Source organism: Variovorax sp. 38R, from assembly GCF_014843395.1.
GTDB lineage: Bacteria > Pseudomonadota > Gammaproteobacteria > Burkholderiales > Burkholderiaceae_C > Variovorax > Variovorax paradoxus_H.
In genome coordinates this window covers 4,507,180-4,519,842 of sequence record NZ_CP062121.1, presented here as the reverse complement: position 1 = coordinate 4,519,842, position 12,663 = coordinate 4,507,180, and the positions used below count along the sequence as shown (strand labels likewise).

The 12,663-nt window shown below is 67.7% G+C and carries 13 protein-coding genes; 5 read left to right on the top strand and 8 right to left on the bottom strand.

Annotated features, from left to right (window positions below; all coding sequences use genetic code 11):
- Positions 1-46: 46 nt before the first annotated feature.
- Positions 47-1,678: a DUF4139 domain-containing protein gene (locus IG196_RS20800; RefSeq protein ID WP_192192823.1), complete on the bottom strand. Its 1,632-nt coding sequence runs from the start codon at positions 1,676-1,678 to the stop codon at positions 47-49.
- Between the two features lie 232 nt (positions 1,679-1,910).
- Here IG196_RS20800 and IG196_RS20795 point away from each other — a divergent pair, with 232 nt between their 5' ends.
- Complete coding sequence (locus IG196_RS20795; protein ID WP_192192822.1) at positions 1,911-2,357, top strand: PaaI family thioesterase; 447 nt, start codon at positions 1,911-1,913, stop codon at positions 2,355-2,357.
- On the opposite strand, the gene IG196_RS20790 is transcribed toward IG196_RS20795, so the two are convergent.
- On the bottom strand, positions 2,275-3,534 hold the full coding sequence (locus IG196_RS20790) for an acyltransferase family protein (protein ID WP_192192821.1): 1,260 nt from the start codon (positions 3,532-3,534) through the stop codon (positions 2,275-2,277). The genes IG196_RS20795 and IG196_RS20790 overlap by 83 nt on opposite strands.
- 145 nt (positions 3,535-3,679) lie before the next feature.
- Here IG196_RS20790 and IG196_RS20785 point away from each other — a divergent pair, with 145 nt between their 5' ends.
- Together IG196_RS20785 and IG196_RS20780 are read left to right on the top strand one after the other, a co-directional pair.
- Complete coding sequence (locus IG196_RS20785; RefSeq protein WP_192192820.1) at positions 3,680-4,621, top strand: LytTR family DNA-binding domain-containing protein; 942 nt, start codon at positions 3,680-3,682, stop codon at positions 4,619-4,621.
- Positions 4,622-4,790: 169 nt separating this feature from the next.
- On the top strand, positions 4,791-5,993 hold the full coding sequence (locus IG196_RS20780; RefSeq protein WP_192192819.1) for an ammonium transporter: 1,203 nt from the start codon (positions 4,791-4,793) through the stop codon (positions 5,991-5,993).
- Positions 5,994-6,022: 29 nt separating this feature from the next.
- Here the strand turns inward: IG196_RS20780 and IG196_RS20775 are convergent, their stop codons facing one another.
- Positions 6,023-7,180, bottom strand: coding sequence for a Fic family protein (locus IG196_RS20775; RefSeq protein WP_225616750.1), 1,158 nt, complete (start codon positions 7,178-7,180; stop codon positions 6,023-6,025).
- A gap of 140 nt (positions 7,181-7,320) precedes the next feature.
- On the opposite strand from IG196_RS20775, the gene IG196_RS20770 reads away from it, so the two are divergent.
- Positions 7,321-8,256, top strand: a complete 936-nt coding sequence (locus tag IG196_RS20770) for a succinylglutamate desuccinylase/aspartoacylase family protein (protein ID WP_192192817.1) — start codon at positions 7,321-7,323, stop codon at positions 8,254-8,256.
- Positions 8,257-8,273: 17 nt separating this feature from the next.
- Here the strand turns inward: IG196_RS20770 and IG196_RS20765 are convergent, their stop codons facing one another.
- Genes IG196_RS20765 through IG196_RS20745 form a run of 5 tightly spaced genes read right to left on the bottom strand, consistent with a single transcriptional unit; the run spans position 8,274 to position 12,012 of the window.
- Positions 8,274-8,600, bottom strand: coding sequence for a hypothetical protein (locus tag IG196_RS20765; protein ID WP_192192816.1), 327 nt, complete (start codon positions 8,598-8,600; stop codon positions 8,274-8,276).
- A 14-nt stretch (positions 8,601-8,614) separates the two neighbouring features.
- Positions 8,615-9,523, bottom strand: coding sequence for a restriction endonuclease (locus IG196_RS20760; RefSeq protein ID WP_192192815.1), 909 nt, complete (start codon positions 9,521-9,523; stop codon positions 8,615-8,617).
- A gap of 60 nt (positions 9,524-9,583) precedes the next feature.
- Entirely contained in the window at positions 9,584-10,459 is an 876-nt protein-coding gene (locus tag IG196_RS20755) for a hypothetical protein (RefSeq protein WP_192192814.1), read from the bottom strand.
- A gap of 46 nt (positions 10,460-10,505) precedes the next feature.
- Complete coding sequence (locus IG196_RS20750; RefSeq protein WP_412556392.1) at positions 10,506-11,405, bottom strand: peptidoglycan DD-metalloendopeptidase family protein; 900 nt, start codon at positions 11,403-11,405, stop codon at positions 10,506-10,508.
- Positions 11,406-11,451: 46 nt separating this feature from the next.
- The gene (locus tag IG196_RS20745) at positions 11,452-12,012 is read right to left on the bottom strand and encodes a pseudouridine synthase (RefSeq protein WP_192192812.1); all 561 of its coding nucleotides are present in this window, start codon (positions 12,010-12,012) and stop codon (positions 11,452-11,454) included.
- 305 nt (positions 12,013-12,317) lie between these two features.
- Between IG196_RS20745 and IG196_RS20740 the strand changes: the two genes are divergently transcribed.
- On the top strand, positions 12,318-12,620 hold the full coding sequence (locus IG196_RS20740) for a hypothetical protein (RefSeq protein ID WP_192192811.1): 303 nt from the start codon (positions 12,318-12,320) through the stop codon (positions 12,618-12,620).
- Positions 12,621-12,663: the final 43 nt, after the last annotated feature.

Here is a 12,663-nt window from a genome sequence, read left to right as displayed (position 1 = left end):
ATGCGCTGAGAAGATCCGACAGCGCACACGCCCTGAACACCCTCAATCAGCGCATCTGCAACCGCGCATCCTTCGGATACCCGATCGTGTAGTCCGCCGACACGCGCACCGTCTGCCCCGCGTCGAGATCGAAGCGCCACATCGCCAGCCCCGGCTGCTTGTTCCACGCCGGGTCCACGGGTTGCGGAGAGAACCGTGTGGTCACCCGCACCTGCTCGTCGACCGACACCGGCGCGGCCTCCAGCACCTGCACCGCGATCGGCGTGCGGTGGCGGTTCTCGACCACGTAGGCGCGCTGCACCTGGCGCTCGGCGCGCGAGCCCGCGAAGCCGCCCGAGCCCTGGTTGTCGCGCTCGGGCTCGACCTGCACGCGCACCAGTTCGTCACGACCGAACGAGAGCGTGAGCTTCGCGTCGCTCGGCGCGTTCCAGCGGCCCTGGCCGACGAAGTTGCCGTCGCGGTACAGCTGCATCGGGCCGGCCGGCCACACGCCCGTGGGCTGTGCCATCTCGGCGACCAGGAAGGCGCTCGGGTCCACGCGCGGGCTGGTGCGTGCGGCGAGCTGCGCCGTGTCCTCGTGCTGGCCCAGTGCCAGGGTCACGCGCTGGCCGTTGGAAGGAATGTCGATGCTCTGCGGCACGGCGAATTCGGTGGCGAAGCTGTTGTCGAACACGCTCACGTCGAACAGCGGCTCGCGTGCGCGCTCCATGGCCATCTTGCGGTCGGCGGCGATGGCGGCCGGAGCGGCGGCGGGCATCGGCGCGGCCATGTACGCCATGTCGGCGTTCGCGCGCGGCGGCGGCTCGATGCCGATGCGCCACGCGCTCGGCGTGCGCCCCGTGGTCTCGCGGCGCGGCTGGCCGGTGGACAGCACCAGCTTCACGCCGCGCCAGTCTTCGCCCGTGGCCTGCGCCACCAGCGCCTGGCGCTCGATGCGCACCTTGCGCGTCGTGGTGTCGAGCAGCGCGCGGTAGCTCGGCGTCCAGCCTGGGCCGTTGACCTGGTAGCTGAGCTTCACCTCGGCGTCGGCACTGGCGGCCAGCGTGACCGTCACGGCCGTCACCTGCGCGCCCTGGCCCTGCGTGCGGCCGCGCTCGGCCAGCAGCGGCTTGAGCTGGCGGTCGAGGTCGGTCTGGCGGCGCTGGATCTGGTGCTGCTTGAGCAGCGCGTCCTGGCCTGAGCGGCGCATCGCATCGGTCACGGCGGTGAGGTTGCGCGCGTCCATCGGCGCACGCGCGCCGGGGCCCGACTCGCCGCCCGACAGTCCCTTGAGATAACCCGTGACCATGCCGAGCGCATCGGTCTCGGCCTGCAGGGCGGCCTTCTGGTCTTCGAGCTCGCGGATGCGGCCGTCGAGTGCGCTGGTGGCGCAGTTCGCCGAGAGCTCGCGCGCCTCGCTGAGTACCGAGGTCTCGCCCACGCGCACCGCCGCGCCGGCCGACACCTGCAGGCTCTGCACGTCGAGCCCGGCCGGCAGGCAGGCAAAAGTGACCGAGCGGCTGCCGGCCGCGACGCGCGCCACGCGCTCCACCGTGGCACTGCCGGGGTAGACCTTCACCTGCGTGATGCGCGAGGCATCGGCCTGCAGCTGTGCATGGGCGCCGGCGCCCGCGGTCAGCCAGAGGGCCGCGATGGCGGTGGCGCGCAGGAGGGGACGGGCGGAGAACGGTGTGTGCATGGAAAGCCTTCCGGAAGAAAGTCAGTTACGAATCTCTGCTTCTACGGACGGGGCGGGCGAACGGGGTTAAGGCGTTGCCAAGTTTTTTTCGTGACGCCGATGTGACGCGGGAGCGCTGCTGTCGCGCATGCATCTGCCGGCGGCGAACCGGTCACCGAAGAGACGGCGCGCGGCGGCGCGGCTTTCTAGAGTGGGTCTCACTTTCCACATTCATCTTGAGAGGACACTCACCATGCTCGACACGATCCAGGCCATCAACCGTTCGGCCGCCTTCAACCGCTGGGCCGGTTTCGACGTCACGCAGGCCGCCGACGGGCAGGCCGAACTGCGCATGAAATGGCGCGAGGAAGACATGGGCCAGTACACCGGCTTCCTGCACGCGGGCATGATCGCCGCGCTGCTCGACACCGTGAGCGGCTTCGCGGCCGCCACCGTGGCGGGCCGCGTGCTGGCCTCGCATTTCTCGGTCAACTGCATCTCGCCCGCCATCGGCGAAGCCTTCGTGGCGCGCGGGCGCGTGGTGAAGGCGGGGCGCAAGCAGGTGTTCGTCGGGGCCGAGCTGTTCGCGCAGCCTGCGGGTCAGGGCGACGACAAGCTCAAGCTCGTGGCGACGGCGAACGCCATCCTGGTGCCGGTGGACGAGGCGTCGACGACGCCGAAGCCGAAGCAGGCGGCGTAACCACCACCGTCTCTGCTTCGGGCTTGCGCTTCAGCCCGAACAGCGGCCGCAGCCAGCCGATGCGGCGGATCAGCCCGTCGGTCAGCAGCCAACAGCCAGCGATCGTCACGGCGACCAGCGCCATCGGCTCCCACACCGGCCCCAGTGCGAGCGGGGCCAGCAGCGCAATCCCGGCAACGATCAGCGTCTGGTGCAGCATGTACCAGGGGTAGACCGACTCGTTGGCCCAGCGCAGCCAGGGCAAGGGGCGGTTCAGGTAGCGATGGCCGTGGCCCAGGATCGTGGCGACCGCGAGCCACAGGTAGGCATTGCGCAGCACGTCCATCAGCAGCCCCTTGGGCGGAACCAGGGCCCCGACGCGCAGCGCGATGAACGCGCCGATCGCCGCCACCGCCAGCAGCAGCGACACGCGGCGCAGCCGTTCGAGCTCGCGCCAGATGCCCGTGTCCACGCCCATCCAGTAGCCGTAGAGGAACACGGTGAAGTAGATGCTGTGCAGGTGGAAGTCCCACACCAGGTTGTGCGTGGCCGGGAAATGCCGCGCCAGCAGGACCGTCCACGCCAGCAACGGCAACGCGGGCAGCACCAGCAGCTGCCAGCCGCGCAGCCCGTTGAAGCGCCGGCGCACCCACTGCCCGGCTGCTGAGCGCCACAGCGGCAGCGTCAGCGCGACCAATGCCGTGTAGAGAAACAGGTAAGGCAGGTACCAGAGGTGGTTCCAGGTGATGCCGAACTCCGCCCCCGCGAACGCGCCCTTGGGCCACGGCGCGCCCATCGACAGGTAGCGCAGCAGGAAGGTGCCGAAACCTGGCGCCACCAGCCCGCGCGCCACGCCCTCGGCATAGGCCTGGTAGGGCACGACCACCGCCATGCCGAAAGCCAGCGGCAGCATCAACCGCAGGCTCCGGCTGCGCAGCAGGCCCCAGGTACCCTGGCCCCGGCTCAGGAAGCCGAGCGACACGCCCGAGATGAGGAACACCAGGTCCATGCGCCACAGGTTCAGCACCCGCATCGGCCACGGCAGCCACTCGGCCGCGTGCGGGCTCTTGAGGTGCCAGGGCCAGTCGGCCACGTAGTACATGCCCACGTGATAGAGGATGACGAGCAGGAAGGCGAGGGCGCGCAGGGCGTCGATGTCGTGGCGGCGCTGCGGCGTCGAAAGGGAATCGGAGGGCATGGCGGGCTCCCGGAATGAAGAAATGGCGGTCATCGTGGCCCCCGTGCCCGCCCCGCGGGCCCTCGCCGGGACGGATCGCACCGGATTTGTGACGAACGGTGGCCACCAGGGATGAAATCCGGCCCCGGTTCGCGAGAATCCCCGCATGAGCGAGCCGCGCAAGAACCTCTACGAGCGCTACGAGCCGATCCGGCGGTATGTCGAAGTCGGCTTCTGGATCGTGCTGATGACGGTGCAGGCCGTGATCAGCACCGTGGTCGCGCTCATCGACGCCCGCAGCCGCGCCGTGCCGCGCGCGAACTGGGAGGTCATTACCTGGGAGGTGTCGAGCCACATCGCGCTGCTGGCCCTCGTACCCGTGCTGGTGGCCGTGGAGCGCAGGCTGTCGCCGCTGGCGCGCGACCACTGGGTGCGCTTTCTCGCCGGGCATCTGGTGGCGAGCGTGCTCCTGAGCCTGGCCCATGTGACGGCGATGTTCGGGCTGCGCGCCGCGGTGTATGCCGCCGCCGGCGAGCCCTACGACTTCGTCGGCGCCATGGGGCGATGGGGCTACGAGTACCTGAAGGACGTGCGCGTCTACGCCTCGATGGTCTTCGGCGTCTGGGCCTACCGGCTGTTCATGCTGCGGCTGCAGGGCGAGGCGCGCGTGCTCGATCCGCCGGAAGAGGGCGTGGCGCCGGTGCCCGAGGCGCTGGCGGAACCGGAGGGGATCGAACCCTCCGTGCACGAATTGCCCGCGCCCGCAGTGCCGCCGCCGATCCGCCCTGAACGCTTCCTCGTGCGCAAGCTGCGCCGCGAATTCCTCATCGCCGCCACCGACATCGACTGGCTGCAGGCCGAGGGCAACTACGTCGGCCTGCACGTCAACGGCCACGACTACCTGCTGCGCGCCACGCTCACCGACTTCCTGACCCAGCTCGACCCCGCCACTTTCGTGCGCGTGCACCGCAGCCACGCGGTCAACCTAGGTCGCATCAAGGAGATCGAGCCGCTGGATGGTGGCGACGCCCGGCTGCACATGCACGACGGCACGACCGTGCCCTGCAGCCGGCGGTATCGCGACGCGCTGCGCGGCGGCGCGGGCTGAGCGCTTCGGCGCGTTCCGATCCGGTGCGCACCCCGCGAAATCAGCCCATTCTTGGGTCGTTCCGCACCATCAAAGAGCCTGCAGGCACCATTTTTGCTTTCTTGCGCCGGTGCCCCGAGCCGTTCGGGTGCGACGCACCAAATCAAACCAAAAACCGCAAGAAGCTCTCATGGACGCACTCAAACAGGGCGCAGATGCGCTGTTCATCCTTCTCGGCGCGATCATGGTCCTGGCCATGCATGCCGGCTTTGCCTTTCTCGAACTGGGCACCGTGCGCAAGAAGAACCAGGTCAATGCGCTGGTCAAGATCCTGGTCGACTTCTCGGTGTCGACCATCGTGTACTTCCTGGTGGGCTACGGCGTGGCCTACGGCACGCATTTCTTCGTCAGCGCCACCGAACTGTCGGCAAGAAGCGGCTACGAGCTGGTGAAGTTCTTCTTCCTGCTGACCTTCGCGGCGGCCATTCCGGCCATCATCTCGGGCGGCATCGCCGAGCGCGCCAAGTTCTGGCCCCAACTGATCGCCACCGCGGTCATCGTCGGCTTTGTCTACCCGCTGTACGAGGGCATCGCCTGGAACAAGGCTTTCGGCATCCAGGCCTGGATCGCTTCGGTCACGGGTCATGAGTTCCATGACTTCGCCGGCTCGGTCGTCGTGCACGCCGTGGGCGGCTGGCTCGCGCTGCCGGCCGTGTTGCTGCTGGGCGCGCGCCGCAACCGCTACCGCGGCGACGGCTCGCTGAGCGCACACCCGCCGTCGAACATCCCGTTCCTGGCGCTGGGCGCGTGGGTGCTGTGCGTGGGCTGGTTCGGCTTCAACGTGATGAGCGCGCAGAGCATCGACAAGATATCGGGCCTCGTCGCCGTCAACTCGCTGATGGCCATGGTCGGTGGCACGCTGGTGGCGCTGGCCATGGGCAAGAACGACCCCGGCTTCGTCTACAACGGCCCGCTCGCCGGCCTCGTGGCGGTGTGCGCCGGCTCCGACCTCATGCACCCGCTGGGCGCGCTCGTGGCGGGCGGCGTGGCTGGCGCCATCTTCGTCTTCATGTTCACGCGCACCCAGAACAAATGGAAGATCGACGACGTGCTCGGCGTGTGGCCGCTGCACGGCCTGTGCGGCACCTGGGGCGGCATCGCGGCCGGCATCTTCGGCACGCAGGCGCTGGGCGGTATCGGCGGCGTGAACCTGTGGGCACAGCTCATCGGCACCCTGCTCGGCGTGGTCTGGGCGCTGATCGGCGGTGCCGTGGTGTACGGCGTGCTCAAGGTGACGATGGGGCTGCGGCTGTCGCAGGAGGAGGAGTACGACGGGGCGGATCTGTCGATTCACCACATTTCTGCGACGCCGGAGCGGGAAGTGAATTGGTGAATTGATGAGTTGACGTGGGCGCAGCGGATTCAGCTGGCTTCAGCCGCGATACCGTGCGTCCACCCGGGCATGGCAATGTAGTAGCGCACCGCCTTGCCTTGGCCCACGGTGTACAGCATGCCGTTCTGCACGAGCTCCGAGAGATCCCGCGTGGCCGTCGCCTTCGACACCCGCACCATCTTCAGATACTTCTCCACATTGAGGCCGCCGAGAAAGCCGCCGTCGCCGGCCTCGAGCAGCCGGCGCAGCAAGGCCCGCTGCCGCTCGTTGAGCGGGTGCTGCGCATGCCGTGCCCAGAAGCGCGAACGCTCCAGTGACGACTGGATCACCTGGCTCGACGCGATGCAGGCCTCGCCGAACGCATGTGCGAACCACTGCACGAAGGGGGTGACGTCTGCGTCGCCCGACTGGCCCACGGCCAACGCGTCGTAGTAGCCCTTGCGGTCTTTGAGCAGTTGCCTCGACAGGCTGAAGAGCCGCGTGGAAGCGCCTGTGTCCTGTGCCAACGCCATGTCGGCCACCGCGCGGCCGACGCGGCCGTTGCCATCTTCGAACGGGTGGATGGTTTCGAACCACAGGTGCGCGATGGCAGCGCGCGCAATGCCGTCCATGCCCGCGTGCCGTGTCTGTGCAAACCATGCGAGGAAGGCGTCCATTTCGCGCGGGACGGCGGAAGACGGAGGCGCCGTGTAGTGCACCACCTCCTTGCCGGGCAGGCCGCTCACGATCTGCATGGCATCGGCGTGGTCCCGGTAGCGGCCGACCGCGATGCGCCGGATGCCGGTCGTGCCGCCCGGAAAGAGCGCCGATTGCCAGCGGCACAGCCGGTCTGTGTCGAGTGGTGCATCGAAGTTCGTCGTGGCGTCATGGATGACTTCGACCAAACCGTCGATGTGCCGGTCGGTCGGGCCGGCATCGTCGGTGCCGAGGCGCCGCATGACCGAGGAACGCACCGCGGCGAGGTCCAGCCGCTCGCCTTCAATGGCGGCGGTGGCCACGGCTTCCTGTGTCCACAGTTCCTGCTCGACGCCGACCAGCCCTTCCAGGCCGATGGCTCGCGCCATGCCGTTCACTTCCCCTCGGAGTTCGCGCGCGCGGAGCAGGGCCGGGCTGGCTTCGGACAGGTCGAACCGAAGCTGCGGCCAGTCGGGCTGCTGCCAGATGTAGAGCGGGGCGAAGGTGGCCATGAGCCGCATTTTAGATAAATCGGCTCAAAAAATGATTCGCAAATGTGAATTTGCGGCTCAAGGCGCGGTTTTTGGGTAGAAAGGCACAAATCTGTGACCTGTAGCAAACTCATCCGGCCGCTCATTCCACTCCATCCCCCATGACCCAATCGCCCCCCGCCCTCGAAGTCCTCCCCCGCGACCTTTCTGCCTACCGCGAGGGCAACGTCGGCATCGACTACGTGCACCGCTTCGAGTCCGGCAAGCCCGGGCCGCACGTGCTGATCAATGCGCTGACGCACGGCAACGAGATCTGCGGCATGACCGCTGCCACGCACCTGCTCGACACCGGCGTGCGCCCGAAGATCGGCACGCTCACCATCAGCTTTGCCAACGTGGCGGCGTACGAATCTTTCAACGAGGCGCTGCCCTTCGACAGCCGCCAGCTGGTGCACAACCTCAACCGCGTGTGGTCACCCGAATGGCTCGACGGCAGCGAAGACAGCCCCGAGCTGAGCCGCGCCCGCGTGCTGCGCCCGGTGGTGAGCGCGGCCGACCACATCCTCGACATCCATTCCACGAGCCAGCCCGTGATCCCGTTCTGGGTGTACCCGGCCTTCGACCGCAACGCCGAGGCCGCCATGGCCATCGGCCGCCCGTCGGTGCACCTGGTGATGCCCGACGGCCTGGGCTCGGGCACGCCGCTGATCCAGCACGGCCAGCATGGCAAGGCCGACGGCAAGGGCGTGGCGCTGGTGGCCGAATGCGGCCAGCATTTCCTGCGCTCGGCCTCCGAGCTGGCCACCGCCATCTCGCTCGACTTCCTGGCGCACTTCGGCCTCATCGACAAGGACCCGGCCGTGCCCGCGCCCGGCGAGCAGCGCCGCTTCGAGCTGCTGCAGACGCACGTCATCAAGTCGGAAGACTTCGCCTTCGTGCGCCCGCTGATCGGCTTCGAGACCTTTGCCAAGGGCGAGCTGATCGCCACCAACGGCCCGGACGAAATCCGCGCGCCGTGCGACGACTGCACGATCTTCATGCCCGCGCAGCGAACGATCGTCGGGCGCGAGGCGGTGTATCTGACCAGGCCGCTCTGAGGGCGGCGGCCTTCAGTTCAGCAGATCAGCAGATGCCGCGGTTTTTCCGTGGTGCTGTAGTCGGCATGCCAGTAGTGCGGATCGTCGCAGAGGCTGAACGCGGCTTCCTTGCCGGCGTGCCGGCCGGTGAAGTGTCTGTGGAGCGTGACATGCACCGAGCCCACGTCGGGCCAGTCGATGCCGACATCGACGACGCGGTTGCCCGCGGCGACTTCGGCGGCGACGATCCACTGCAGGGCAGGGTGCAGGCGGGTGTTGAGCAGGGCGAGGGCTTCGCGGCGTTCGGTGGTGCGCGCGAAGGAGGTGTCGAGGCAGGCTTCGGTGAACATCGGTGGATGGGCCATGGCTTGCCTTCCGGCTAGACCGTCGCGGATGCCTTCGACTTCGGGATCGTCCGGCCCCGGCACTTCGGATAGTTGGCGCAGCCCCAGAAGCTGCCGTCGTTCTTGGACGAGCTTCTTTCGACCATCTTGGTGCCACAGCTCGCGCAGGTGGGGCGCCAGTATTCGCCTTCGTAGGCCACGGCGAGCAGGGCCGCTTGTTGCTCGGGCGTGCGCTGGCCGATCAGCTGGAGCAGGGCCGCGCCGTCTTGGGCGTGGATGCCGTTCGCCTTCGCAAACGCAGCTGCTTCCGCCGAGAAGGTTGAGCTCGTCACGTACGTGCCGCTCTTCAATTGGTGCGAAGCCATCACGCCGAAGAACTCGCGCATTTCCTTCACGCCCACGGCTTTGCCTTGCCAATGCTTGCACTGCACGATGCGCGGGACGTCACTGTGCTTGGACTGGAGCCAGATATCGACGCCGCCGTCCGCGCCGTGCGATTGGCTGCGCGTGGTGAAGCCGGCTTGCGCATAGAGCGCTTCGCACAAGGCTTCGAAGCGGCGCCATTCGATGGCGTGGAGCACGGCGGGGCTCCACTGTGATTCCTGGCTCACTTGGGGCACTGTCGATAGCGCAGGCTCGCGACGCTCGGTGGTCACGGCGGGCGCGGGTCGTGCCGCAGTTCGAGCTGCAGCGGGCTCGATCTTCACGCGGGCGGCCTGACGACGGATGATGTAGTGCAGGCCCAGCAGTACGGCGCCGACCGCCAGAGCGACCCACCCGGCGGGCCGGAGCGCCGGTCCCAGCCCGCCCACGATCGGCCCTGTCAGGAAGGCGGGTGCGATCACCAGCAGCACGATGCCGAAGAAGATCGCGGTCCAGCCCTTGCCAGCCAGTTCCTGTCGCGCACGCTCGCGTCGGCGCTCGGTTCTTGTTTGTTTTGCCATCGGTCGCTCGCCTCGCTCCTCGAAAGGTCTCTTTATAAGCCGGGGCGGGCGCCCGGGCCTTCACCGCGCGATAGCGTTGTTCTGCGCGTCTCGAAGCGCGTTGTCCGCGGCTTGTCGCGCTTGCGAGCTGCCCGATTCGTGGGCACGCGCTTTTTTCGGTGTTTCGGGCGGCTTGTTGATCTCATCGATCAGCCAGGCCAGATGCGTGTCGTCGTCTCCTCCGCACTGCTCAGGCGGTCGCCTCAAGCGGGCACCGTCGAAGTGCCATCCGGCGGTGCCGCCCGTGGCGGCCTTTGTGCGCAGCCAGAGCTGTTCCCAGCGTGGGAATGCCGCGGGGTCGTCGCGCCAGTGCAAGTCCTGCAGCATCTTGTACAGGGCCACCTGCGTTTCACGCTTAGCAGGTTGCGTCGAAACGAGGATCTCGGCCACCTCGAAAAGTCGCGGCGGCGAGATGAAGTAGTGATTTCCTTGGCGAGTGCGCTGCGTGTCCGGGCCATCGGGCATGAGATAGCCTGAGCCGCCGGTTCCGCTGTCGGTACCGAGGATGCAGAGCGCTTCGGCCGGCGTGAAGCGCCGGAGATCGTCGAGGGCCAACGCCGTGGCCTTCCGATCGCCGCGTGCTACGACCTGACTGAACTGCCGGAATTCGTCGTACGAAGCGTTCCAATCCGCTCGATCAGCGGTTTTGACGATGTCGTAGGCGACGAACACAAGAACGACGCCGGCAGCAAGGCCCCCGAAGCTGGCGCCGAGGGTTTTGGTCGCGCCGCCTGCCGCCACGATCGCCACCAGGATCGCCAGCAAGGCCACCCCGATCGCATAGGGCAGGAGGTACACGAACCAGAGCGGCAACAGGTTCACGCCGATGACGCACAGCGCCGACAGCACTGGAACGACTGCGAGCCAAACGAGAAAGGACTTGATCCGGATCGTCATACGCTGCGATCTTCGGGGCTCACGAAGGCTCGTTCCTGCGCGCAACTTAACCCGCAACGAACAACGCCGGATCCACCATCGTCCGGTTCAGCATCACCCCCCAATGCAGGTGCGGCCCGGTCACCCGTCCCGTCGCGCCCACGGCGGCCAGCGGCTCGCCGGCCTTGAGCACGTCGCCGACCTTCACGTCCCAGCGGCTCAGGTGGCAGTACATCGTCAGCAGGCCGCCGCCGTGGTCGAGCCAGACGGTGCCGCCGGGCAAGAGGTAGTCGCCGGTGTCGATCACCTTGCCGGCCAGCGGCGCGAGCACGGGTGTGCCGGTGCCGGCCGCGATGTCCATGCCGCTGTGCGGATTGCGCGACTGGCCGTTGAACACGCGGCGCAGGCCGAAGGAACTGGAGCGGCGGCCCGGCACGGGCACGCGCATCTGCAGCGCGGCGTCGGGGCGCAGGTCGGTGAGGGTGGCCATCACGCCGGCCAGGTGGTCGCGCTCCTTGTTGTAGCGGGCCTGGTCCTCAGGCGACAGGTCGACCCTGCGCGGCGCTACCGTCAGACGTTGTTCGCGGTACTGCTTCGGGGCAACGGTGTAGGCGATCTGACGGTCGGGCTTGCCCTCGGCGCGCACGCTGATGTTGGCTTCGCCCGGTGGGGTTGCGAGCGGAATGCCGACGAGCGCCGTCCATTCGATCGGATCGCCGAGCACCAGCACGGGCACATCACCAGCGAAGGCCTTGGGGCGCGTGGCCGCCGGGCCGAGCGACAGGCGGGCGACGCCGCCGGGCACCAGTGAGGCGTGCGGCCAGACGTCGGGTGCCTGCGGTTTGTTGTTTTTCTTGGCCGGGGCCGCGGCACCGGCCGGCAACGCCAGCAAGCCGAGGGCGCCGAGCACGGCGCTGCGGCGGTTCAGCGCGGCAGAGGAGGGGAGGTCGGAGAAAGGAAGGTTCATGTGCATGGACAGGATTCGAATGAAGAGTTGGTGGTGGTGCGGCGGCTCAGTCGCCGTTCTGTTCCAGCCAGGTTCCGGGCGCCAGTCCGTCGAGCGTGTAAGGCCCGATGGCGGCGCGGATGAGGCGCAGCGTCGGCAGCCCCACGGCCGCCGTCATGCGCCGTACCTGGCGGTTGCGGCCTTCGCTGATCGCCAGCTCCAGCCACGCGGTGGGAATGAGCTTGCGCTCGCGGATGGGGGGCTCGCGGTTCCACACAGCGGGTGGTGGGTCGAGCAGGCGTGCCCGTGCGGGGCGCGTGGGCCCGTCGTTGAGCTGCACGCCGTTGCGCAGCGCTGCCAGTGCGTCGTCGGTCGGCACGCCCTCCACCTGTACCCAGTAGATCTTCTCCATCTTGAAGCGCGGATCGGCGATGCGCGCTTGCAGCTTGCCATCGTCGGTGAGCAGCAGCAGGCCTTCGCTGTCGGCATCAAGGCGTCCGGCGACGTAGACACCGGGGAGGTCGATGAAGTCCTTCAGCCCACGCCAGCGGCCCTCGGGCGTGAACTGGCTGAGGACGCCGTAGGGTTTGTTGAAGCGGATCAGGCGGGAGTCGGTTGGCAGATTCATGGGCGGGTGGCGTCGCGTGGCGCATCGGCCAACTGCGGCAGATAGTCTCGCACCAGTTGCGCCACGATGTCTGTCTGCGTCGGTCAACGAGAAGTCAAGTTTTCCGTGAGATTCCTATGAATCAACTTTCATACGGAAAATCTCGCCGGATCAATGGCTTACCGAGAGTTAGTCGCGTGGAAAAAGCGTTGGTTGCCTCAAGAAATCAGTGAAGGGCCACACGCAGAAACGGGTCTGTCCTGCACCGTGTGGTGGTCCGACGCCTGTTAATTCGATCTGGTCCAGCCAACATCAGAGAACCCGAAATGACGATGCGAAGCTTCATCCATATCGCTTGCTTGGCGAGCGCCGGCGTCTTGCTGATCGCCTGCAACAGCACCTCCGTCCGCGTCGGCGGTGCGCCCGAGGCGAGCGTCAAGAACTGCGTGGGCGCAGCCGCGCGTGAACTGAAGGTGCCTGCGGCCAGCGTCGTTGTCGACAGTGGCACCACGCCGCGCGACGGGATCTACACGATCAACCTGAAGGTCGGCCCGCAAGGTCGCTCCGTCGTCTGCACCACCGACGAGAACAGCGCGGTGCTGGGCGTGGTCTACAAGCGGCCGCAATAGCGCCCTGCTGAAAAAGAAAAAAGCCGGAGCCACGTCGGCCCCG